This window comes from Phytomonospora sp. NPDC050363, from assembly GCF_040655735.1.
Taxonomy (GTDB): Bacteria; Actinomycetota; Actinomycetes; order Mycobacteriales; family Micromonosporaceae; genus Phytomonospora.
In genome coordinates this window covers 421700-444419 of sequence record NZ_JBFAKK010000005.1, presented here as the reverse complement: position 1 = coordinate 444419, position 22720 = coordinate 421700, and the positions used below count along the sequence as shown (strand labels likewise).

24 protein-coding genes are annotated in these 22720 nt (G+C 70.6%); 14 read left to right on the top strand and 10 right to left on the bottom strand.

Annotated features, from left to right (window positions below; genetic code table 11):
- Positions 1 to 32: 32 nt before the first annotated feature.
- The gene (gene eccD / locus AB0I28_RS16625; RefSeq protein WP_357494012.1) at positions 33 to 1373 is read left to right on the top strand and encodes a type VII secretion integral membrane protein EccD; all 1341 of its coding nucleotides are present in this window, start codon (positions 33 to 35) and stop codon (positions 1371 to 1373) included.
- A 59-nt stretch (positions 1374 to 1432) separates the two neighbouring features.
- Here eccD and AB0I28_RS16620 read toward each other — a convergent pair whose 3' ends face one another.
- A complete protein-coding gene (locus AB0I28_RS16620; protein WP_357494010.1) occupies positions 1433 to 3835 on the bottom strand; it encodes a hypothetical protein in 2403 nt (800 codons plus the stop codon).
- Between the two features lie 16 nt (positions 3836 to 3851).
- A complete protein-coding gene (locus AB0I28_RS16615) occupies positions 3852 to 4184 on the bottom strand; it encodes a hypothetical protein (protein WP_357494009.1) in 333 nt (110 codons plus the stop codon).
- A gap of 269 nt (positions 4185 to 4453) precedes the next feature.
- Between AB0I28_RS16615 and AB0I28_RS16610 the strand changes: the two genes are divergently transcribed.
- The 6 genes from AB0I28_RS16610 to AB0I28_RS16585 are packed head-to-tail and all read left to right on the top strand — an operon-like array spanning position 4454 to position 7048.
- Positions 4454 to 4789: a hypothetical protein gene (locus AB0I28_RS16610; RefSeq protein WP_357494007.1), complete on the top strand. Its 336-nt coding sequence runs from the start codon at positions 4454 to 4456 to the stop codon at positions 4787 to 4789.
- Positions 4790 to 4803: 14 nt separating this feature from the next.
- Positions 4804 to 5103, top strand: coding sequence for a WXG100 family type VII secretion target (locus AB0I28_RS16605; RefSeq protein WP_357494005.1), 300 nt, complete (start codon positions 4804 to 4806; stop codon positions 5101 to 5103).
- A complete protein-coding gene (locus AB0I28_RS16600; RefSeq protein WP_357494003.1) occupies positions 5100 to 5441 on the top strand; it encodes a hypothetical protein in 342 nt (113 codons plus the stop codon). The genes AB0I28_RS16605 and AB0I28_RS16600 overlap by 4 nt, the downstream gene beginning before the upstream one ends.
- Before the next feature lie 40 nt (positions 5442 to 5481).
- Positions 5482 to 6180, top strand: a complete 699-nt coding sequence (locus AB0I28_RS16595; protein ID WP_357494001.1) for a hypothetical protein — start codon at positions 5482 to 5484, stop codon at positions 6178 to 6180.
- Positions 6180 to 6311, top strand: coding sequence for a hypothetical protein (locus AB0I28_RS16590; protein ID WP_357493999.1), 132 nt, complete (start codon positions 6180 to 6182; stop codon positions 6309 to 6311). The genes AB0I28_RS16595 and AB0I28_RS16590 overlap by 1 nt, the downstream gene beginning before the upstream one ends.
- A gap of 26 nt (positions 6312 to 6337) precedes the next feature.
- Positions 6338 to 7048: a hypothetical protein gene (locus tag AB0I28_RS16585; RefSeq protein ID WP_357493997.1), complete on the top strand. Its 711-nt coding sequence runs from the start codon at positions 6338 to 6340 to the stop codon at positions 7046 to 7048.
- A gap of 153 nt (positions 7049 to 7201) precedes the next feature.
- Here AB0I28_RS16585 and AB0I28_RS16580 read toward each other — a convergent pair whose 3' ends face one another.
- On the bottom strand, positions 7202 to 7504 hold the full coding sequence (locus AB0I28_RS16580; RefSeq protein WP_357493996.1) for a hypothetical protein: 303 nt from the start codon (positions 7502 to 7504) through the stop codon (positions 7202 to 7204).
- Between the two features lie 4 nt (positions 7505 to 7508).
- Between AB0I28_RS16580 and AB0I28_RS16575 the strand changes: the two genes are divergently transcribed.
- From AB0I28_RS16575 to AB0I28_RS16560, 4 genes are all read left to right on the top strand, one after another.
- Positions 7509 to 7952 carry an RICIN domain-containing protein gene (locus AB0I28_RS16575; RefSeq protein ID WP_357493994.1) on the top strand — a complete coding sequence of 148 codons (444 nt, stop codon included), beginning with the start codon at positions 7509 to 7511 and terminating at the stop codon, positions 7950 to 7952.
- Between the two features lie 52 nt (positions 7953 to 8004).
- Entirely contained in the window at positions 8005 to 8658 is a 654-nt protein-coding gene (locus AB0I28_RS16570; protein ID WP_357493992.1) for a hypothetical protein, read from the top strand.
- A gap of 34 nt (positions 8659 to 8692) precedes the next feature.
- Complete coding sequence (locus AB0I28_RS16565) at positions 8693 to 9397, top strand: hypothetical protein (RefSeq protein ID WP_357493991.1); 705 nt, start codon at positions 8693 to 8695, stop codon at positions 9395 to 9397.
- 106 nt (positions 9398 to 9503) lie between these two features.
- Complete coding sequence (locus tag AB0I28_RS16560; RefSeq protein WP_357493989.1) at positions 9504 to 10721, top strand: NADP-dependent isocitrate dehydrogenase; 1218 nt, start codon at positions 9504 to 9506, stop codon at positions 10719 to 10721.
- A 155-nt stretch (positions 10722 to 10876) separates the two neighbouring features.
- Here the strand turns inward: AB0I28_RS16560 and AB0I28_RS16555 are convergent, their stop codons facing one another.
- From AB0I28_RS16555 to AB0I28_RS16530, 6 genes are all read right to left on the bottom strand, one after another.
- Positions 10877 to 11866, bottom strand: coding sequence for a 1-acyl-sn-glycerol-3-phosphate acyltransferase (locus AB0I28_RS16555; RefSeq protein WP_357493987.1), 990 nt, complete (start codon positions 11864 to 11866; stop codon positions 10877 to 10879).
- A gap of 11 nt (positions 11867 to 11877) precedes the next feature.
- The gene (locus AB0I28_RS16550) at positions 11878 to 12717 is read right to left on the bottom strand and encodes a patatin-like phospholipase family protein (RefSeq protein ID WP_357493986.1); all 840 of its coding nucleotides are present in this window, start codon (positions 12715 to 12717) and stop codon (positions 11878 to 11880) included.
- Positions 12718 to 12765: 48 nt separating this feature from the next.
- A complete protein-coding gene (locus tag AB0I28_RS16545; RefSeq protein WP_357493984.1) occupies positions 12766 to 13380 on the bottom strand; it encodes a hypothetical protein in 615 nt (204 codons plus the stop codon).
- A 492-nt stretch (positions 13381 to 13872) separates the two neighbouring features.
- Positions 13873 to 15057 (bottom strand): thioester domain-containing protein, encoded by a 1185-nt coding sequence (locus AB0I28_RS16540; RefSeq protein WP_357493982.1) that lies wholly within the window; start codon positions 15055 to 15057, stop codon positions 13873 to 13875.
- 143 nt (positions 15058 to 15200) lie between these two features.
- A complete protein-coding gene (locus AB0I28_RS16535) occupies positions 15201 to 15845 on the bottom strand; it encodes a response regulator transcription factor (RefSeq protein ID WP_357493981.1) in 645 nt (214 codons plus the stop codon).
- Positions 15846 to 15894: 49 nt separating this feature from the next.
- Positions 15895 to 17145: a PspC domain-containing protein gene (locus AB0I28_RS16530; protein WP_357494283.1), complete on the bottom strand. Its 1251-nt coding sequence runs from the start codon at positions 17143 to 17145 to the stop codon at positions 15895 to 15897.
- Between the two features lie 207 nt (positions 17146 to 17352).
- Between AB0I28_RS16530 and AB0I28_RS16525 the strand changes: the two genes are divergently transcribed.
- The 3 genes from AB0I28_RS16525 to AB0I28_RS16515 are packed head-to-tail and all read left to right on the top strand — an operon-like array spanning position 17353 to position 20480.
- Positions 17353 to 18699: a PspC domain-containing protein gene (locus tag AB0I28_RS16525; protein ID WP_357493979.1), complete on the top strand. Its 1347-nt coding sequence runs from the start codon at positions 17353 to 17355 to the stop codon at positions 18697 to 18699.
- A complete protein-coding gene (locus tag AB0I28_RS16520) occupies positions 18696 to 19199 on the top strand; it encodes a hypothetical protein (RefSeq protein ID WP_357493977.1) in 504 nt (167 codons plus the stop codon). The genes AB0I28_RS16525 and AB0I28_RS16520 overlap by 4 nt, the downstream gene beginning before the upstream one ends.
- A gap of 48 nt (positions 19200 to 19247) precedes the next feature.
- The gene (locus tag AB0I28_RS16515; RefSeq protein ID WP_357493975.1) at positions 19248 to 20480 is read left to right on the top strand and encodes a phosphatidylserine decarboxylase; all 1233 of its coding nucleotides are present in this window, start codon (positions 19248 to 19250) and stop codon (positions 20478 to 20480) included.
- Positions 20481 to 20537: 57 nt separating this feature from the next.
- Here AB0I28_RS16515 and AB0I28_RS16510 read toward each other — a convergent pair whose 3' ends face one another.
- Entirely contained in the window at positions 20538 to 22361 is a 1824-nt protein-coding gene (locus tag AB0I28_RS16510; RefSeq protein WP_357493973.1) for a BTAD domain-containing putative transcriptional regulator, read from the bottom strand.
- Positions 22362 to 22720 lie beyond the last annotated feature (359 nt).

Below are 22720 nucleotides of genomic sequence, written 5' to 3'. Positions count from 1 at the left end.
ATGGCCGAATCTTGAACAACAGGGAGATTTCCTTGCCAGGTCAGTACAGTGCGGTGACCGTGGTGGGGCCACAGTCCACAAGGGACATCGCCTTGCCCACCAACGTCCCGCTGGCCGAGCTGCTGCCGCAACTTCTGCGCCCCGGTCTGCTGCGCGCCGAAGGCGTCGACGCCGACCCGGCCGGGTGGACGCTGACCACCATGGAGGGCTACCGGATCGGCGCCGGGCGCACCCTCGCCGAGGCCGAGGTCGGCGACGGAGAGGTCCTGCACCTCCACGACGCCACCGACCAGATCATCCCCACGCCCGTCGAGGACATCCGCGACGCCATCGAGGACCACGTCGACGGCAACGGGCGGCCCTGGAAGGCCGGTACCGGAAGGGTCTACGCGACCGCGCTGGCCGCGCTCGTGGTCGGCGGGGCGGCGTTCCTCGGCGGCAGTTTCACCGCGGTGATGCTCACCGGCGTGCTGATCTGCCTGCTGTCGGTCGTGGTCACCTGGTGGTCGGCCGCCGAGAACCACGCCCTCGCCCGCCTGGCCATCATCGGCGGAGCGCTGTGGGCGTGGCGGGTGGCGCATCTGGCGACGGGAGGGCTCGTCGGCGACGGCGTCGCGGCCGAACCGACCCGGCACACCTACGGCGCCTCGGCCGCCCTCCTGGTGACCGTCCTGTGCCTCATCGGCACTCCCCTGGCGCTGCCCTTCGTCACCGCTCTCGGCGGCGTGACGCTGCTGGGCTCGGTCGGCGCGGCGGCCCTGGCGATGGGCGCGCCTGTCACGCCGACCGCCGCGTGCCTGCTCCTCGCCGCGCTGTTCACCCTCGGCATCATGCCGAGGGTCTCGATGACCACCGGCGGCCTGTTCGGCATGGACCGCCGCATCCAGTCGGGCCGTTCGGCGACCACCGAGGACCTGCGGCTGCGGCTCGAACGCATCGACGCGATGCTCTGCGGCGGACTGGTCGCGCTGTCCTTCTCGGTGGCGCTCACCTCGGTCGTGCTGACCCGCGACGGCGGTGTCTTCGAGGGCTGGCTCGGGTTCGGCGCGGCCGTCGCCGTGCTCACGCGATCGCGCGTCTTCGACCAGATCCGGCACGTCGCGCCACTGCGCATCGCCGGCACCGCCGCGGTCGGGTACGCCGTCTGGATCTGGATCAACGACGTCTCGGCGATGGACCCCTGGCTGCCGGCCGTGGCCGTCCTCGTCGCCCTCGGCTACGCCGGCACGACGACCGTCCCCCGGTCCACAGTGGGCAGCGCGCGTGCCCGCCGCATCGTCGGCGTCGCCGAGATCGTGCTGGTCAGCGCGCTCGTCGCGATCACCGGCAAGGTCATCGGCCTCTACGACATGGTCGCGAGCATGTCGAACTGACCCGCACGCGAGACGAGGGCCCGGCCGCCGAAGCGGCCGGGCCCTCGTGATCCCACCGGTCACTTCCAGAGACGTTCGCCGGTGATGTTGAAGACGTACTTGTTCAGCGCCTCGCGCTCGGCCTCGGTGAGCACGTCGGTGAACACCGCCGTGGCCGCCCGGCGCTGGTCGGGCGCGATGTCCTTCCACTCGCGCAGCTTGCCGTCGTCGCCGACCAGGCCACCGATCTCCAAGCCCCCGCGCACCTTGTCGTCGAGCGCGTCGAGGCTCTTGCCCAGTCCGGCCACGGTGACGCCGCCACCGTCGACGGCCGCCCTGGTGACCTGGCCGTTGAAGCTGGAGAAGCCCGGAGCCGAGGCCTCACCGGAGATCCCGGTGCCCGACTCGTGCTGCATCCACCAGCCCTCGGTGTTCGCCGCGCCCGGCGCGGTCTTGGCCAGCTCGAAGAGGATCTTCGTACCGAGCTTCAGCGCGTCGGAACCCCTGTCCACGCCCGGAACCGCCAGCACGGCCTCCTTGAGCACCGCCGCTCCCATGTTGCCCCAGCGGACGATGCGCTGATCGTCCTTGGCGCCCTTCGCGGCGTCGGCCGCCTCGTTGAGACCCTCGCCGGTGTCGGCCTTGAGCCGCGCCAGCCCCTCGTCCAGCAGCCGGGTCAGGGTCCCGTTCTTCTCGCCATAGCCGCCCGCCTCACCCGGCGACCACTTCTCGACGCCGCCCGCCTCGTTGATGACCTGGGCGTAGATGGTCTTGCCGAGGGTGTCGGCGGTGCTCTTGTCGGCCATCGCGATCTGGAACAGCCGCTCCCGGGTGTCCCAGTCGAGCGTGATCTCGCCGCCCTTCAGGCCGTTCTTCGCCCCTTCGGCAGAAGCGGCGAACACCTCGTCGAGGTCGTGCCCGATCATGTCGCCGAGAGCGCCCGCGACCGCCGGGTTCCGCGAGGCCATCGGCGCCGCCGGATCCGAGCCGACCTTGCCGAAGCCGTCGGTGGCCCACTCCAGCGCCGAGGTCTTCCAGATCGTCGGCTCGGGATTGGTGATGGTCGTGTAGACCGAGAAGGCCGAGCGCGTGGCCAGGTCGCGGAACTTGTCGTCCTTGCTGTCCATCCCGTCGGGGATCCAGTCGATCAGCCCCGCCGCGGTCTTGCCGTCGTCGCCCCAGTCCGCACCGAACAGGTTGCGCATCACCGCTTCGGGCGTGTGCTCACCGAAACGCGCGGCATCGTCGTACTCACCGGTGAGGAGGGCGCCCTTCGCCTCGTCGTTGCGGAACACCACCGACAGCGCCTGCCGCGCCAGTTCGAGATCCTCACCCCTGCCGAGACCGTCGACCGACTCGGTCAGGCGCAGCGTCATCAGGGCCGAGAAGTCCTTGCCGCCCTTGAGTCTCACCTTCGCATGCACGCCACCGGCCGCGGCGACCAGGCCCGCCAGCGGGACCAGCCCGAGCCACGGACCGTCCTTGTGCAGCGGATCGTGCTCGAACTCGCCGTTCTCCAGGGTCTGGCGCACCTCGCCGGGCAGGTACTCGATGCCCCCGCCGATCTTCTCGTCGGACAGCGCGAGCAGGCCGTTGCCCATCAGGGCGCGCAGCTCACCGCCCTCCTCGCCGTTCCAGAACTCGTGCCGGAAGAGCTGCGACGTGCGGTCCTCGCGCCCCTCACGGTTGAGGTACTCGTAGAACTCCGAGAGGAACTCCCGCTCCCCCGCGGTCAGCTTCCCGCCGTTCTTCTGCAGGAAGGCCGCGTGCGCCATCAGCGCGTTGAAGTCCGCCCACGTGCTCCCGGGCGGAAGCTCGCCGTCTTTGAGGTACCGGAGGAACTTCTTCGCCAGCGCCGTGCCGTCCCCGCCGTCGAGCGGCGTCGGCGACTGCGCGCCCCAGAGGTTGAAGCCGGCCCATCCGAGGGCACCGGTGTCCATGAGCGTGGCCAGCGTCGTCTTGTTCGGCCCCGACTTCAGCTCGGCGGTGCGCTCCCCGGCGTCGGTCTCCAGCTTCTGCCAGATCTTGCGGAACTCGCCCATGATGGCGGTGTGCTCGGCCTCGGCCGCCGCGTCGACTTCCTTGTGGAAGCGCTCGGCGGCCTTGACCTCGGCCATGCCGGGCTGCGCCTGGTCCATGGTCACGCCGAAGTCGCCGACCTGCCCGGCCGACCAGCGGGTGAGCAGTTCCTTGCGGCGCTCGCGGAACTCGGTGACGTTGCCGCTCCAGGCCGAGGTGACCGCGGCCCCCCAGGTCGCGCCCTGCACGGCGCTCTGCCAGGAGTTCCGGTTCTTCTCGGCGAGGTCGCGGATCGGCTCGGCGATGAGATCGGAGAACTCCTTGGCGCCCGAACGGATCTGGGTGTGCAGACTCCCGCCGGTCCCGGTGATGCGGCCGCCGAGGTCCTCGAAGTCGAGGGCGGCGGTGGACAGCCTGCCGGGCTCGGCGTCGGTGTCCTTCAGGTTCAGTGCCGGAACAACCATGTCGGCTCCCTCGCTCTCAGCGGTTGATGATGAGGGGACGCCAGGGCACATCGATGCCCCCGAAGTCCCGGCCGATGCCGGTGTCGGTGGTGCTCCCCTGGCCGGCGCCCGACTTCTCGTTGTTCCCGACGGCGACACCGTGCTTCTCGACCTCGGTGAGCGCGTCGACCCACTTGCTGCCGAAGTCGGACTGCCAGCCGGCGACCCCGGGATCCTTGCCCGCCGCCGCCTCGGCCCCGCCGACGGCGCCCCGGAAGCCCTCGGCCAATCCCTTGAAGCCCTCGGCCACGCCGGACGCCTGCCCCCCGGCAACCGCGGCCTGATTCGGATTCACTCCGACGATCGTCATGACCCCTCCATCCAGAGTGGACAGTCCCGGAAGGACACCGGGCTTTATCGCTCATGACCCCACGGCAGGAAGGTCGCGCAGCGTCCGGCGGGTTTCCTCACGGTTAACGGAATCCGAATCCGTGGGAGCGCGCCCATCACGATGATCGACTTCGTCCCGATGCGCGTCCGGAGGACAAAACTTGTTCACATTGGACACTCCCATGTGTCCTTGTCAGCCCCTACGATGGACCGACCACGGCCCTAGACATCTCGACCCAGGAGGACGCCATGCCAGGCGACCAGATGCTCGGTCTGACCAAGGCGACAGCCTTCAGCGAATCGAGCAACGCCCAGAGCATCGAGACCGAGAACATCCACACGCAGGTGCAGACCTTCCTCGCGGACATGGAGAAGGTCAAGGACTCCCTGTGGGGCAACGCGCAGGTCCAGTTCACCGGCGCGGTGAACCAGTTCATCCTCGGGTACTCCGAACTGCGCCGCAAGCTCGGTCTCAAGGCAGTCGCGCTCGGTGAGGGGAACAACTTCACCGTGCAGACCGACACCAACATCGAGACCGGCCTCGCCGCCGTCGGCAAGTCCATCCCCGTCAACATCAACGCCTGAGAGAGGTTGCGATCATGCCCGGAATGTTCGAGATCGGTGGCGACGCGACCAAGATCGCCTCGCTGGCGACCGACCAGGCGACCCACCACGGCAAGTTCACCGGCATCGTCGAGCAGATCAAGACGAACGTCGCGACCGTGATCGGGGCGTGGGACGGCGCCGGCCAGGTGGACCACAAGGCGCTGATGGACAAGTACGGCACCGAGTTCACCATGATGCAGGACGCCCTCAACCGCATGAAGGCCGCGACCGACGACGCCGGAAACGAGATCAGCACCCTCGGCGCCAACCTGGTACGCACCTTCTCGGCATGACCCTGCCGACCTCCTCGCCACCCGAGCCGCCCGTCCCTCAGGACGGGCGGCTCGAACACGGGGACGTGTCGCTCACCATGCGGCGCACCGGCAACTCGGAGCGCTACATCCTCCAGGCCGCGGCCCTGCGGCGCAGGCAACTGCGCGCGGCCGTGCTGTACGGATCCTCGCGGAGTTGGCGGCAGCGGCAGGCCCTGTGGCCCGCCGCCCTCGCCGGGATCATCCTCGTGGCGGTCATCGTGGCCGCCGTCGCGGTGACCGGTGCCTTCAAACGGCAACAGCAGATAACCCAAGAAGAACAGCAGAGACAGCAGCCAGCGGTGGTGGAAAGCACATGACAGCGCGACGGTTCCGGCTCCCTCGGCCGGGGGCCCGGCGATGAGCGGCGACTGGGACACCAGGCGCGGCGACGCGACCCGGCGAAGTGAACCAAAAGCCCACGTACGCAAGGGAAACGGCGCACGACGGCTCACCATCGTGATCGCCGCGGCGCTGACCGCGGTGCTCGCCGCCGGGGTCGTCGCCTACGCCACCGACATGTTCTCGGCGGAGAGCACCGACGCCGGGCCTCCGCCGTCGGCTCCCGCCTCGTCGGCGCCGTCCACCGACGACAAGGCCGTGAAGGAGCCCACCTATCCGGTCGACGGCGTCTACCAGATCCAGGTGGAGCACAGCGGCATGTGCCTCGGCACCGGCCCCGAGCGCGGCCACGAGCAGCGCTCCATCCTCGTGCAGCAGCCCTGCGAGGCGGCCTGGCCCGACCTCGAACTGGTCGAGATCGAGGACGGCCGCTTCACCATGACCTGGAAGTTCGCCGACGGCTGGGAGATGTGCCTCGGCGTCGAGACGCCCGGCACCGAGGCCGGCGCGAACTTCTCCGGCTACGACTGCGACACCGACGAGCGACTCGTCTTCCAGCTCAAGCCGCAGGCGGGCGGCCTCTACCAGATCCGCGTACCTGTCGGCGACCTGTGCATGGGCGTCAAGGAACGCAGCGCCGAGCGCGGCGCCGCCCTGGAGACGACCAAGTGCGCCAAAGGCCAGGGCTCCCAGCTCTTCGAGATCATCGCGGCCTGATGGGGACCACACGGCTGGTGCAGGGGGCCTGCGCCGGGAAGGCGAACCTGCTGCCGGAGAAGGTCGACAAGGGACGGTTCCGGCTCAGGCTCGCCGTGCCCTCCCAGCACTTCCAGTTCATTTCCGGATAGCGACGAGACCTCGTGGTGGTGGCCAGATGACAGGACAGTGGAAGCCGGGCGGCGAGGACGCCCCGGCCCACGTCAACCGCATGCTGACGAAGACGCGCTCCGGCGCGGGGAGCGCTCGCACGGTGGCGATCGCCGCGGCGGTCGTGGTGCTCGTCCTCATCGTCACCATAGTCATCGCGGTGGCCAACTCCGGTTCCGGCGACGAGGGCGCGCGGCCCGGCCCCCAGGACTCTTCCGGCGCGGCGAGCGGGCCGGCCCCGGACGGCTCGTCGGCCGAGCAGGAGCCGCCGCCCACGACCTTCCCCGCCGAGGGCTCCTACCGGGTCCAGGTCCTGCACTCCGGCTACTGCTGGGGCGTCGACGAGCAGGCCGGCCAGGACCGCCACGCGCTGATGCAGATGGCGTGCACCGGCACCAAACCGAAGATGACTCTTGAGCAACTGCCAGAGAAGGGCGTCTACCGGGTCAAGCTGCACTACCCCGAGGACGACTGGATCGCCTGCCTGACCCTCGACGGCGACGAGCCCGGCTTCCTCTACGGCCCCAAGCCCTGCGAGGAGAAGCTCCTCCACGACTTCGTCCTGGAACCGGTCGCCGACGACGTCTACCGGATCAAGTCGCCGAGCGGTCTGTGCATGGACGCCTGGGAGGGACTGGCCGCGGCCAAGACCCTCTTCGCGGCGGCCGAGTGCAGCCCTTCGGCGGCCTCCCAGCAGTTCCGCTTCGAGAAGCTCTGACCCGCCCGCACCGCGGGCGGGCGCGATCCCCCACCTCTGCGGCGGTCCGTGACACCGCCGCACGACGACTCGGGAGCACACAGTGGACGGACGGTGGCGCGGCGGCGAACCGCAGATGCCCGAACGGATCCGCGCGGCCCTTCGCGGTACACGTCAACGGACCGCAAGCGGCCGGACGGTCGGCGTGGGCGTCGGGGTCGTGGTCGCGGTGCTGATCGTGGCGGTGGCGAGCTCGACGTTACTTGCCTCAGGCGAGGATTCAGCCGTGCCTGCGGGCGGCGGGGCGGCACTGGACGTGCCGTTCCCGGTGCCGGAGACGGTATCGCCGTCACCGAGCGCGGAAAGTCCTTCGCCGTCGAAGTCTCCGTCGAAGAAGCCGGCCGAGAAGCCCTCACCGAAGCCGACGAAGTCGACCGGCGGGAGCGGGTCGGGAGACGACGGGAAACCGGGCGACACGACCGTGTCGAGCCCGAAGTTCCCCGCCGGCGGGACCTATGACATCAAGCCGGCCCACACCGGCCTGTGTCTGGGAATCGGGCCGGAGATCGGCAACGAGGGCCGCACCGTCCTCGTCCAGGACTCGTGCTCGCAGGCCAAGCCGTCGCTGACGGTGGTGAAGGCCGGCGAGGACCTGGTGCGCTTCACCCTCTACTTCGCCGCCGAGGACTGGTCCGCGTGCATCGGCGCCGACTCCCCCGGTGAGCTGTACGCCGCGCAGGACTGCAACGGCGGTTCCCTGCAGACCTTCAAGCTCGTGCCCGCCGGGAGCGGCCGGTACCTGATCAAGTCGGCCGCCAACGGCACGTGCATGGACTTTCCCTGGTATCGCGGCACCGAGGGCGCCCAGGTCGGCGGGGCGTCCTGCTCCTCGGGCTCCTCTTCGCAGCGGTTCGCCTTCAGCTGACGACCGCGGCGGCAGCCGGCCGTCGTCGACGCGAGAGATCGGAGATCGGGACATGGATGGAAGCTGGAACGGCAGGCGGCCGGACATGCCGCAGCGGCTCAACCGCCTGGCGGGCCTGGTCGGCGAGCGGGGCCGGAGCACGCGGGTGGTGGGCCTGACCGGCGGCGCGGTGGCGTTGATCCTGACGGTCGCGATCACGGTCTCGGCCGTCAGTTCCGGGGGCGGTGAGCAGCAGCCGGCGTCCGGCGCGGCGGGTGAGTCGTCGGAGACGGCCGTGCTGCCCTCACAGGCCCCTTCGACGGCCGCGCCGAGCAGCCCGGGTCCTTCGCCGAGCAAGTCGAAGGAGAAGAAGACCGAGGCGCCGCCGGCCGACGACGGGCAGGGCGGCGAGGAGGACGAGGCGGAGCCGGCGCCGACGGAGAAGAAGCCGAAGGGGACGGTCTCGACCGGCCCGACGAGTTTCGACGCGTGGCGGACCGGTGCGGGCAAGTACGCGGCGAACTGGGAGTGGCCCGTATCCGACGGGGGCCTGCGGATCAGCGGTTACATCCTGAAGAAGTGCGATGGCACGGTGCTGCTGGACCTCAACGACGCCACCTACGCCATCGAGTTCAACTACCCGTTCCTCGACTGTGTCACCGTCCAGGCGGTCAACGCCGCCGGCGAGGGCGAGAAGTCGACGACCTGGGTGCCCAACAACCCCTGACGCCCGGTCACGACCGGTGAGATCGGAGCTCTTCGTGGACGGACGCTGGAATCGCGACCGGCCGGACATGCCGCAGCGGGTGCGGCTCATGGCGGGCCGGGTGGCCTCGCGGACGCGCAGTCCGGGGGCGGTCTTGGCCGTGATCGGTCTCGTGGCGGTGGTCCTCGTGTCGGCGATCGTCATCTCGATGACGCGGGCGACGACGCCGGGGCAGGCCGCGGCGGCCGACTATCCGCCGCCGCCGGTGGTGGAGGCGCCGCTGCTTCCGTCGGAGACCTCCGCGTCGCCTCCGCCGGAGGTTTCGTCGACATCGCCGTCGGCGAAGCCGTCGAAGTCCTCGTCGCCGAAGCCCGGTCAGGCCGGGGAGGCGGCCGACGACGACTCCGGGAACGACTCGGGTGGGGATTCCGGCGGCGACTCCGGTGATCCGGCACCCGAGCCGAAGTCGACGACGAAGCCGCCCGCGGAGTCGACCTCGACGCCCAGCCGTCCCGAGGCCTTCGGCGCGTGGTGGGCCTCGCCGGGCAAGTACACCGCGAAGTGGGAGCGGCCGTCGAACAACGGCGGGCTGGCCATCACGGGGTATGTGCTGCGCAAGTGCGGTGGGGCGGAGCTGGCGCGGGTGGGGGCGGGGACCTTCCGGGTCGACGTCTACCACTCGTCGATCACCTGCATGACCGTCCAGGCGATCAACGCCAAGGGAGAGGGCCGGACGGCCTACTTCGACAACATAAAGTGAGGCCGGAGTCACGTCGGGTCGGTGCCCACCGTCATTGCAGCCACCCCCGTCGCGTGCCGTACGCTCGTACTGTTACACGGCAGATCCGAGAGGAGCACCAGGTCGCATGGCGAAAATCAAGGTAGCCAACCCCGTCGTCGAGATCGACGGCGACGAGATGACCCGGATCATCTGGAAGAAGATCAAAGACGAACTCATCCTGCCCTACCTGGATGTGGAGCTGGACTACTACGACCTGGGCATCGAGCACCGTGACGCCACCGACGACCAGGTGACGATCGACGCCGCGGAGGCCATCAAGCGCCACGGCGTCGGCGTCAAGTGCGCCACCATCACCCCCGACGAGGACCGCGTCGAGGAGTTCGGCCTCAAGAAGATGTGGCGCTCCCCGAACGGGACGATCCGCAACATCCTCGGCGGCGTCGTCTTCCGCGAGCCCATCATCATGGGCAACGTCCCGCGCCTGGTCCCCGGCTGGACCAAGCCGATCGTCATCGGCCGTCACGCGCACGGCGACCAGTACAAGGCCACCGACTTCAAGGTGGACCGTCCCGGCACGCTCACCGTGACGTTCAAGCCCGCCGACGGCTCCGAGCCGATCGAGTTCCAGGTCGCCGAGTACCCCGAGGGCGGCGGCGTGGCCATGGCGATGTACAACTACCGCAAGTCGATCGAGGACTTCGCGCGCGCTTCCTTCGCCTACGGCCTGCAGCGCAACTTCCCGGTGTACATGTCGACGAAGAACACCATCCTCAAGGCCTACGACGGCATGTTCAAGGATGTCTTCCAGGAGATCTTCGACGCCGAGTACGCAGACCAGTTCAAGGCCGCCGGGCTCACCTACGAGCACCGCCTCATCGACGACATGGTCGCCGCGGCCATGAAGTGGGAGGGCGGCTACGTCTGGGCCTGCAAGAACTACGACGGCGACGTCCAGTCCGACACCGTCGCGCAGGGCTTCGGCTCCCTGGGCCTGATGACCTCGGTGCTGATGACCCCCGACGGCAAGACCGTCGAGGCCGAGGCCGCCCACGGCACCGTCACCCGCCACTACCGCGCCTACCAGCGCGGAGAGAAGACCTCGACGAACCCGCTGGCCTCGATCTACGCCTGGACGCGGGGCCTCGCGCACCGCGGCAAGCTGGACAACACCCCCGAGGTCACGGCCTTCGCCAACACCCTGGAGCAGGTCTGCGTCGAGACCGTCGAAGGCGGCCAGATGACCAAGGACCTCGCGCTGCTGGTCGGCGGCGACGCCGCGTGGCTGTCCACCGACGAGTTCATGGCGGCCCTCGCCGACAACCTGGCCAAGAAGCTCGCCTGAACGAGTTGTCACAATTTGGGCGGAGAGGTCGTAACTTTTCCGGCCGACGGCAGTTAGTCAGGGTACGGGGTGAGGATCCACCCGAAAGGGTGTGAAGCCCCCCGTGACGGACCTGCCGTCCCTTCCCAAGGGGCCCCCGCTTCGGCGGGGGCCCCTCACCCTTTGCCCCGGTCTCCCGCCAGCTCCTCGCGACGGTCGCGTCCGGCTCCGGCAGACCAGTCGTCCATCCGCGACCACCATTCGAACAGCCACCGCGCCTGGGCGTCCCGGCCGCGCGGGACCTCGTCGGCGGGCACCACCCAGTAGCGCGCGCGGACCGCGCCGTCGCCTCCCGCGCGAGCCTCTGTCGACAGGACCGGCGCGATGCCGCTGTGGGCGAGGAAGACCACGTCGGGCGCGGCCTCGCGCAAGGCCACCTGGACGCCGCCGAGCTGCGGGACGAGGCTGTGCCGCAGCTCCTCGGCGAGCCCGGCGAACTCCTCGCGGCCCGCGTGGCGCAGCGCGGCGACGCCCCGGCACCGGCGGCCCTCGGTGAAGCTGGTCCCCTCGGGGAAGAGCAGGACGGCGGGCGCCCGCGCGCACAGGCGGGTGATGTCGTGCAGGGCACGGACGCGCCCGGCCCGGTCGGGGGCGATGAAGGGCGTGCCGATGCGGCGCAGCAGCACATCGAGGGCCGGGTCGTACGCCAGCGCGGACTTCACGATCGGGACGACGGCCAGGTCGAGCGCGTCGGACAGCAGCCCGGCGACGAAGGGGCCGTTGAAGGCGCCGACGTGCTGACTCAAGACGAGGACCGGGCGCTCGCCGGCCGGCCGGCCCTCGCCGGTGACGTGCGGGCGCTCCCGGGACAGGCGGAACACCAGGGCGAACCACGACGTGAACAGCCGCCGGTGCAGTCGATGGAAGGCCGGCGGAGCGGCCCGCCGCGCCCACAGCGCGAAGGCGCCGACCAGGCCGCCGCACTCGTAGGTCGCCAGCCACGCGAAGGCCGCGACCGGCAGCCGCAGGAACGCGCGGCAGCGGCCGGGGACGAACGGGAAGGCCAGCGAGCAGGCCGCCGCGACCGGGAGCAGCACGAGGCAGCCGGTCGCCGCCAGCGCGAGCGCCAGCGGATCCCGCCAGACCCTGCGGGCAGGCACGCCCATCGGCGCCGCCTTCAGCCGAGGCCCTGCAGGTAGGCGAGGGAGGCCTCGTGGGAGTTGCGGATGCGGGTGCGGACCTCCTCGATCTGGTCGGCGGTGGTGTCGAAGAGGTCGAAGTCCTCGTCGGGGGCGGTGTCGCCGGTGGGCATCAGGTGCACGGTGACGCCGTCGGGGATGTTGGCCATCCCGCTGGAGAAGCGGTGGCGTCGGGCGATCTCGAAGGAGACGCTGGCGATCTCCCACGGCCGCCGTGGCGGGCGCAGGCCCTTGTTGACGCGGCCGGCGTGCAGGACGTAGACGGTCGTGGCGCCGAGCTCGAAGGCGCGGTGGATCGGGATGCTCTCGACCAGGCCGCCGTCGAGGTAGTGCTCACCGTCGATGCGGACCGGCGGCCACATGCCGGGGACCGCGCAGGAGGCCAGCACCGCCGGGATGAGCGGTCCACTGTGGAACCAGTGAGCCGAGGCGCGTTCGATGGTCGCCGCGACGCACTCGAAGTGCACCTTGAGGTCCTCGAAGCGGATGCGGCCGAGGTGCTCGGCGAGCAGGTCGCCGACGGCCACGTTGGAGTTCATGTGCGAGCCGGTGGCCGCGAGGGTGAACAGGCGGCCGATGAGCGGCTGGCGGAAGATCTTGCGGGTCATGATGTCGATCCACAGGTTCGTCATCGTCTTCACGCAGGCCACGTCGGGGCGGGCTGCCAGCAGAGCGCCGTGGACCGAGCCGATCGAGGTGCCCACGACGAGGTCGGGCACGATGCCGGCCTCCAGGAGCGCCTGGATCATGCCGACTTCGTAGCCGCCGCGCAGGCCGCCGCCACCCAGGACGAACGCCGTACTGCCTTGAGAGTTCACTCGCGGATTTTATTGCGTTTCGGACGTTTTGCGACGACGACAGGCGGATCAGCCTTCGAGCCGCCAGTACGCGTGCTCGGCCAGCCACCAGCTCGTCGCGCTCTGCCGCACCGCCGAGGGCGCCGGGGCCACCAGCTCCGCCCCGTCGACGACCAGGCCCACCCCGCGGTCGGCCGCCTCCATGGGCGCGAAAGGGTCGTCCAGGTCGACGTTGATCTCCACCACGGGGGCGCAGAACGACGCGTAGGTCGCCGCCGCGTCGAGCCCGCGCGACCAGCGGGTCGCGGCGACGACGGCGAGGACCGGGCGCAGCGGAGGGCGGACGATCCGGCGGATGTGGCCGGCGTGCAGTTCGTGGGTCCAGTACGGCAGGCGCGGGAGCATGCCGCGCTCGCGGGTGGAGAGGGTCGCGAGCGGGACCGGCTCCTCGTAGGGCAGGGCCATGAGCAGGTTCAGCGGGCCCCAGTCGGCCAGCGCGAGGCGGCGGCCCGCCGTGCGGAAGCGGCGGCCGTGCTCGTGGGCGTCGAGGCGGCACACGAGGCGGGCCTCGTGGCCGTGGACGCGCACGCGGGCGGTCGGTAGGCGCTCACCGGCGTGGGCGAGGCCCAGGCGGCGGGCGAGCGCTTCGGCGGGTGTAGCGGTGGCCGGTCCGTTGTCGAGCACGGTTCCCCCTCACGTTGCGTCGAGGACGGGGTCACTGTGCCAGCTTGCCCCGCTCGGGACGGTCAACGATCCGACTCGGGGGAAGTTGTGACGCGTGGGGTGTCGGGTATTGGACGGGGGTGGAGCAGGACCGTGAGGTTGCGGGCGAGTTCGGTTGCGGAAACGCCACGAAAGCGGATGAGCCAGTGGCCGACGACGGGGAGGAATACCTCGGCCCGCCGGCCGGCTCGACGCATGTCACGGCGGGACATATCTGATGCAGCGGTTCGGCGCGGGGCAGCTCGACGAAAGGACTGAACCACTTCTCGGCGGCGAATTCGCCGACCGGCCGAGACGGATCGTCCGCGATCGGTCGCGGACCGCCGATGCGAATCGGAACTCCGCGCCGAATGGTAATCCTGTCGGCACACGAAAAGGCGGGGCACAGTCCTCAAAGGACCATGCCCCGCCTTCAACTCACGGTTTTGCTTCGAGTCTGACCTCGGGCGTCGGTTACGCCAGGCCGTCCTCGTCGCTGCCCCACGTCGAAGCCGCGGCGCGGCGACGGCGCATGAACAGGACCAGCGCAGCGCCACCCGCCAGGAGCGCGGCACCGGTGACACCGATGATCGTCAGGCTGCTACCGGTCACCGGGAGACCGCCACCGGGGGTGGTGGTCGTGGTCGGCGGAACGGTCGGGCTGGACGTCGGGGTGTCGCTGGGCGACGGGGTCGGCGAGTTGGTCGGAACCAGCTCGGCGGTGACCTTGAGCTGCGCCTCGCCGGGCTTGTTCATGGCGCCGGCCAGGATCAGCTTCTGGGACTTGCCCTGGGTCGACAGGAAGATGCGACCGAGAGGCACGTTGACCTCGCCGACGCCCTTCACGGTGATCTCACCGGGCTTGTCGGTGATGAGGTAGAACTCGTCACCGCCCTTGACCTCGGTGATCTCCTTGCCGTCCTTGTCGACGGCCTTGCCGCCCTCGACGGTCAGCGTGATGTTGCCGAGGTTGGTGTCGACCGTGTACGGGCCGATTTTCTCGCCGACCTTGCCAGTCGTGGGACCATCGAAGGCCACGTTCGGCTCGCCCGGGTCGGGCATGTCGACGGCCTTGCTGGTGAGGTGGGTGTACAGCTTCGAGACGGCCAGGTCCACGGCGGCGTCCTCGGCAGCGTCGCCGCTGTCCCAGTCGGTCGTGTCAGTGCCGTGCAGCGCGAAACCGTCGCTGAAGTTCCACACGCTCGCCTGGGTACCGGCGTAGGCAACGGCGACCTTCTCGTTCTTGCTGAGACCGGCCGGGAGCGTCACGCCCGCGGTGGCGAGGAGCGCGTCAACGGTGTCAACGTTGTTGAAGCCGTTGTGCAGAACCCATTTAATCTTGCCGAGGTTGGCTACACCCGAGTTGTCCCAGTCACCCTCGCCGTATTCGTGGCCGAAGTTGAGCTCGGTGTGGAGGTCGATGCAGTATACGAACTGCTTCTCGCCGTTCGAAGTGAGCCTCAGCACGTGGGCACTGTGCTTCTGGTCCGAAGCGCTCTGCACCTTGACGTTCGGGTAGGCCTTGGGCGCCGTGACCCTGCCCTTGGCGTCCTTGGTGTCGAGAGTCGACGGATCAGCATTGACTGCCGTGGCAGTGCCAATGAGGGTGATCCCCGCGACGGCTGCGACCAGAGCCGTCTTGATCAAGCGGGTTTTCATGAAGAGTGTCCCTCCCCGGGAACGTTGAGTGGGGTGGTGTTTACGTGTCTTCACACGACACGCGACGGGACACGGTTGCACACTTCACAGCCCCTTCTCAACTTGGGTGCAAAGTGGATCTCAGATTGGCACATCCCTTGGGGCTAAACAATATGACGATCTGCCGCCCATCGGGACAACTCGTACCTATTCGACATCTGCAACTTACGGAGCACATTGGACACATGGGTCTCCACGGTCTTAATGGAGATGTAGAGCTCCTTGGCGATCTCCTTGTACGCATACCCACGGGCGAGCAACCGCAAAACCTCGCGCTCGCGGTTCGTCAGCTGATCCAGCTCGGGGTCGGTGCCCGTCCCGACCGTCTTCGAGGCGAAGGCGTCCAGCACGAAACCGGCCAGCCGCGGCGAGAACACCGCGTCCCCGTCGGCGACGCGGCGGATGGCGTCGACGAGGTCGTCCGACGAGATGGTCTTCGTGACGTAACCGCGGGCGCCGGCCCGGATGAGGCCGATGACGTCCTCGGCGGCGTCGGACACCGACAGCGCCAGGAACTTCACCTCGGGGTGGGCCGCCCGAACGCGCTCCAGAACGGCGCGGCCACCGCCGTCGGGCATGTGCACGTCGAGGAGTACGACCTCGGGGAGCACCGAGGTGATGTCGCGGACGGCGTCGGCGACGTTGCTGGCCTCACCGACGACGTCGACGCGGTCCCCCAGTTCCGCGCGCACGCCGGCGCGGAACATGGCATGGTCGTCGACCAGGAACACCCGCAGTCGCTCGGTCATCTCAAGTCCTCCTCTTCCCGGGCACCGCGACACGGCCCCCGCCAGAACCCTAGGCGTCCGAGCGCGGCATAAACAGCCGCACTTCGGTGCCCGCCCCGGGCTCGCTGATGATGCGGGCGTCCCCGCCGTGCCTCTTCATCCTGCCCAGGATCGACCCGCGCACACCGTGCCGATCGCTCTCCTCGTTGTCCAGCACGGCATCCAGGCTGAACCCCACCCCCCGGTCGCGCACGAACACCGACACCTGCTCGTCCTCGACCTCGGCGTACACCGACACGTTGTCGACGCCCGCGTGCCTGGCGACGTTGACGAGCGCCTCGCGGGTGGCGGCGACCAGCGCGACCGTGGGCCCGTCGACATCGCAGTCGCCGACGCACACGACGTCGACGGTCAGGCCGTAGGCCTCGTCGACCTCGGCGGCGACCTGGTCGATGGCCGCCGACAGCTTCTCGGTCGGCTCGGCGGTCGGCTTGTACAGCCAGTTGCGCAGCGTCCGCTCCTGCCCGCGCGCCAGCCGCGCGACCTCGCGCGGGTCCTCGGCGCGCCGCTGGATCAGCGCGAGGGTGTGCAGCACCTGGTCGTGGATCATCCCGGCGACCTCGGCGCGCTCCTGCTCGCGAACACGGGCCTCGCGCTCGGCGCCCAGCTCGGTCAGCGCGCGCCACACCATCGGGCCCAGCACGATGCCGACCCCGACGATGCCGACGGCGGTGAACAGCAGCGAGTTCAGCAGCGCGCCGCCGCTGTTCTCACCCGGGTCGACGAGCGCGACGACGCCCACCACGCCGACGAGGATGAGCGTGGCTCCCCCTGCGATGCGCAGCAGCAGCATCCGCCCGCCGGAACGGCCGAACAGTGCCCCCAGCCAGGGAGCGCCGTTCGACTCCTCGGCCCAGCGCCTGCGCTGCGCCGGGTCGGCCTGCTGCCAGATCAGCCCGGCGCCGCCCACGACGAGGACGATCAGCCAGCCGAGGAGCATGTTCGTGCCGCCCCAGCCGGTGCTGATCTGCACGATGAGCACTCCGGCGCCCAAGGCGACGAAGGCGGGGAGCTGGCGGACGTCGGCGCGACCCCGGCGGGTGCCGGCCGGGTCGGCGTCACGGGGAAGGACCGCCCAGTAGGCGACGTAGAGCATGGCGCCCAGCCCGAAGAGCAGGGAGGCGACCATGAAACCGATGCGCAGGGCGACGACGCTCACGCCCAGGTGGTTCGACAGCCCGCGGCAGACGCCGGTGAACATGCGCCCGCTCACCGCGCGACGCAGCCGCCTCGGCTCGGCGGCCGTCGGCGCGACCGGCATGGCGGTGGTCACAGCCGTCCCCGTGGACGTCGCGGTGCCTGCGTGACGCTGATGGCGGAACTCCTTCGTGGGTGCGGGGCGGTGCTCCTCGATCGTCACACGCGTGCGTGGCCGTGACCATGTCTTACGACCCCGAAATGCAGATCTCAGGGTCAGTTCAGGGGCGTCCCCGAGGATTTCGGCGGCGCTTTTCGGCACGATCGAGGAATGACCGACTACGCCCCCACCAGCGGCCCGCAAGGACCCGCCCCGCGAGGCCTTCCCCGGCCGCCGCTGGGCCTGGTCCGGCCCAAGGAGGACGCCAAGGTCGCCGGCGTCTGCTCCGCCATCGGCCGCGCGACGCGCAGCGACCCGCTGTTGTGGCGGGTGCTGTTCGCCGTGCTCATCCTCTTCGCGGGGACGGGCCTCATCGTCTACGCGCTCCTGTGGCTCTTCACGCCCGCCGAGGGCGACACGGCCTCGCCGCTCGAAGCGCTGTTCGGGCGCGGCCGGTCGAGCACCAGTGCCCCGCTGACCCTCGCGCTCGGCGTCGGCGTCGCCCTGGCCGCCTTCGTGGTGTTCTGGGACAACTTCCCCATCGCCGTGGGCATGGGCGCCGCGCTGATCCTGGCGGTCGTCTACCTGGTCCGCACCGAACCGCAGCGCCAGGCGCGGATGACGTACCCGCAGGGGTACACGCCGCCGATCCCGCCCGAGTTCACGACCCCGCCGTCCTCACCCCACACTCCACCCGCCGGCTACCGCGCCCCATTCGCCCCCTACGGGCCCTACGCGGCTTACACGACCCAAAGCACCGTCCACGGCGCCAAGCCCGCAGAGGGCACTGAGGCGGGCCCCAAGCCCTTCCTGCCGCCACTGGCGACCCCGCCCCGCTACGGCACGCCTCCCCCGCCCCCGCAGCGGCCCGTGTACCCGCCGCCCCAGCAGCCCCGGCCACCGAAACCGCGCCGCCCGCGCTCGAAGCTGCCCCTGGCGATCCTGTCGGCCATGGCCGTGATCCTCGGCGTCCTCGGCATCGTCGACCTCGCCGGCGCGTCCATCCCCTTCGGCTGGTACCTGGCGACCGCCCTGACCGTCAGCGCCGTCGGCCTGCTCATCGGCACCTGGATCGGGCGGGCCCGCAGCATGATCGCCATCGGCATCGTCCTGTCGCTGACGCTCATGGCCTACACGGCCGTGACCTGGGTCGTCGACAACGTCGACTCCGGCCCCCGCAAGCTCTGGGCGCCCGAGACGGTCGCGGCGATCCAGTCCAGCTACGTCTACGACCAGGTCGACGGCACCCTCGACCTGCGCAAGGTCGAGTTCACCGACACCGACGTCCTCACCATCGACATCCGGGTCGACAGCGGCTCCTTCCACGTGATCCTCCCGCCGGACGTCGACGTCACCGCCAACGGCCACGTCGACCTCGGCTACATGAACCTCTTCGGCTGGGAGCACGGCGGCTCCGCCGACAGCGTCAACACCGACGAGGGCGCCGACGGCCCCGGCGGTGGCGAGATCACCGTCAACGCCTACGTCGACCTCGGCAGCCTGGAGATCACCCGATGAAAAAGCACCAGACCGACACCGTCTCCCTGGTCTTCGCCGTCATCTTCCTCGGCGTCGTCTGCTGGTGGCTGACCTCGCGCTTCACCGAGATCTCGGCACCGGGCTTCGGCCTCATGGTCGCCGGGACGCTCATCGCGGCCGGCCTGATCGGCCTGGTCAGCGCCCTGCGCCCGCGCAAGAAGACCCCCGTGGCGCCGGTGGCGACGCCCGGCCTGTTCGAGTCGGCGCCGACCGCGACGACCGCCGAGCACATCGCGTCCGAACCGACCGTCGAGGACGCCGAGCCCCTCACCGGCCTCAGCGGCCTCGACCTGCACCGCAGGCTCAGCCGCGAGGAGCGGGACCGCGCCGACGAGCTCATCCGCAAGATCGAGGAGAGCCGACTGGAGACGCGGCCCACCGTCGAGATGCCTCTCCCGGAGAGTCCCGTCACACCCACCAAGCGCCTGACCGAGGGCGACACGCCTGAGGAGACCGGCGACCCGAAGAGCGGCGGCTGAGACGCCGCCTATGCTGGATGGGGTCTTCTGCCACCTGTGGAGCTTTTGATGAGTCTGTCCCCATCCTCGCGTGTCGGTGATCGTGCCGCCCGCGCCATCGCCGACGAGTTCGCCCGCCACGGTGCGCCCCAGACCGGTCTTCTGGTGGGCGCCGAACCCGGTTCGCCCGTACTGGCGGCCGCGCTCGACGCCCTCGCACCCGGTGACGAACTCACCATCGTGTCCGACCCCGAGTCGGCCACGGCCATGTCCGAGCACCTCGACGCCCAGGGCACCTGGGTCGCCGGACGCACCAAGGTCGTCACGGCACTCGCCGACGCCCGCCCCGCCGACGTCGTCATGGTCGCCGCACCGGTGTCCACCCTCGACGGCGAGACCGCCAAGTACCTCGAATCGCTGCGCGCGGTCGTCAAGGAGAGCGGCATGCTCGTCCTGGCCGTCCCGGCGCGCGGCCCGGTCGCCTTCGAGCTGACCGACCTGATCGCCGAGCACGGCGTCGCCGAGGACCTCGTCCTGCGCAACCGCCCGCCGCTGCGCGTGCACCGCCTGCGCTTCGGGCTGGCCAAGCCCGCCGACGCCGAGAAGCTCGCCCCGGCCTACCGGCCGTCGAGCGTCCCGGTCACCGGACGCATGCACATCGACTCCAACGGCGTCGCGGCCGGTGCCATCGCCCTCGGCGCGGCAGTGCTGCTCAAGCGGGTCCGGCCCAAGTCGAAGCTGTGGCTCGTCCCGGCGCTGGCCGCCGCTCCCGTCGCGGCCTTCTTCCGCGACCCCGAGCGCTCGGTCCCCGACGAGAACGAGGCCGTCGTCGCCGCCAGCGACGGCAAGGTCCTGTCCGTCGAGCACATCACCGACGACCGCTTCGGTGCGCTCACCGGCGAGGCCGGCACGGAGTGGCTGCGGGTCGCGGTGTTCCTCTCGGTCCTCGACGTGCACGTCAACCGCTCGCCGGTGGCCGGACGCGTCGTCGACGTCTTCCGCGAGTCGGGCGGCTACGCCCCGGCCATGAAGGCCGCCGCCGAGCACAACGTCGCCTGCTACACCGTCGTGGACACCCCGCGCGGTCGCGCGGTCGTCGCGCAGCGGACCGGTCTGCTGGCCCGCCGCATCATCAACCGCGCCAAGGTCGGCGCGCTGGTCGCCAAGGGCGAGCGCTACGGCCTGATCCGTTTCGGTTCGCGTACCGACATCTACCTGCCCGCCGACCGCGCCGAGGCGCTGGTCGCGCCCGGTGAGCGGGTCGTCGGCGGGGAGACCGTCGTCGCCCGCTGGACCGACTAGGGTCCGGGTTCTCGAAAGCGCCGTCGCGGTCTTTTCCGCGGCGGCGCTTTTCGCTTCTCAGGCGAGGGTGACGGTCTCGGCGGGTCGGGTTGCGGTGAGCTGACCGCGACGGGCGCGGAAGGCGGCGAGTGCGGCGGCCGCCTCGTGCTCCGACGGGGATTCGTCGAAGCTTGCGCGTTGCTCGGCGTAGTCGCGGACGAGGTCGTGGAGCCGGTAGCAGCCGGCGGTGGGCTGTTCGACGAGGTTCTGGCCGACCAGGCGGCGCAGGGCGGGGCCGGCGTCGGCGCCCAGGAGCGCGTCGGCGAGGGCGGTGCCGAAGGCGGGGCCGGCGACGTTGCCCAGGCGGCGCAGGAGGGTTCGTTCGGTATCGCCGAGCGCGTCGTAGGACATGCGCAGCGCCTCGGAGACGGCGGTGGCCGGTTCGCCGGCGACGGTCAGGGCGGACAGGCGGTCGGTGTCGAGGCGTTCGACGTAGGCGGCGACCGACGGGTGGTCGTCGGCCAGGACGTTGGCGGCGGCGATGCGCAGGGCCAGGGGGAGGTGGCCGCAGAGGGCGGCGAGGCGGTCGAGGGCGGCGGGTTCGCCGGTGGCGAGGCCGGTGCCGAGCGCCGAGGTGAGCAGGGCGCGGGAGTCGTGCTCGTCGAGCTGTCGCAGGCGGACGGGGCGGGCGCCGTCGCGGGCGATGAGGCCGCAGAGGTTGTCGCGGCTGGTGACCAGCGCGAAGCCGCGCTGGCCGCCGGGCAGCAGCGGGCGCACCTGGTGGGCGGTGGCGACGTTGTCGAGGACGACGAGGAGGGCGCGGTCGGCGACTTGGGAGCGGTAGGCCGCGGCGGCCTCCTCGGGGTCCTCGGGCAGGTTCCCGGTGACGCCGAGGGTGCGCAGGAAGCGCCGGAGGACCTCGATGGGGGTGGCCGGGGTTCGGGGGCCGTGGCCGCGGAGGTCGACGTAGAGCTGGCCGTCGGGGAAGCGGTGGCGGTTGGCGTTGCCCCAGTGCACGGCGAGGGCGGTCTTGCCGACGCCGGGTTGGCCGGAGATCGTCGCGAGGCGGCCGTCGAGGGCGGTGAGGGCGGCGAGTTCCCTTGTGCGGCCGACGAAGCCGCTGACGGTGGCGGGGAGTTCGGCGGGGGTTCTCGAGGTGGCGGGCGGGTGAGGCGCCGATGAGCGGGCCGCCGACGGGGAGGCGGCGGCCGGTGCCGGGTCGGGCCGCAGGATCGCGAGGTGGACGGCCTTGAGGTCGGCGCCCGGCTCGATGCCGAGCTCGGCGGAGAGTCGCGCACGGAAGCCGGCGTAGACCTCCAGTGCCTCGGCGGTGCGGCCGGCGTGGTCGAGGGCGCGCATGAGCGAGGCGAGCGTCCGCTGCCGGAAAGGCTGCTCGACCAGCAGCGACCTGGTCGTGGCGATGACCTCGTCGTGATGGCCGACCGCCAGCCGCGACTCCTCGCACTCCTCCATCAGCGACAGCCGCGACTCCTCCAGACGCAGCGCCGCCGCCTCGATCACCCGCCCCCGAAGCCCCGCCAACACCGGACCCCGCCACGCTGAGAGCGCCCGCTCGAAACCCGCGACAGCCTGCGAATGACGCCCGGCGACGGCGTCCGCGCGAGCCCGCGCGGCGCAGGAGTCAGCGGAGTCGGCGTCCAGGCGGCCGGGCTCGGCGACGATGCGGTACCCCCCGGCGACCCCATCGAGCAGATCCGGCTCGCCGAAGGTGGCGAAATCCCGGCGAAGCCCCGACGCGAGATTCTGCGCCTGCTGCCACGCCGTCGCCGGCGGCTCCTCATCCCACAACGCGGAGATGAGCCGCTCCGTCGGGACCACACGCCGGTTGTCGAGGAGGAGAGCGGCGAGCAGGGTCGCACGTTTGCGACCCGGAAAGTGCAACTCACGCCCACCCACCACCGCAGACACCGGCCCCAAGATGCGGAAGACCATCACTCCCCCAAGCTCGCATGGACAACGCGGGAACCACGGCGAAAGGCGAAGCCGGGCCCTAAAGGAAGCACGAGGGGCAGGGCAAGATTGGTCACGGGCCAAGGCGAACCGGGCCGCGCACAAGGACCAGCCGAACGGCCCGCAGCCGAGGCGAGAGGTCCGGGTCCAGGGACGGAGTTCCTGGTGGGGGTCTGGGGGCGAAGCCCTCAGCCGGGGCTTGACCTTGAGGGCTGAGGTTGAGACCGGCGCCGGGGTCGAGACCAGCGCGGGGCCGTGCGGCGGCCGTACCGCCCGGAGCTCCGAAAGTG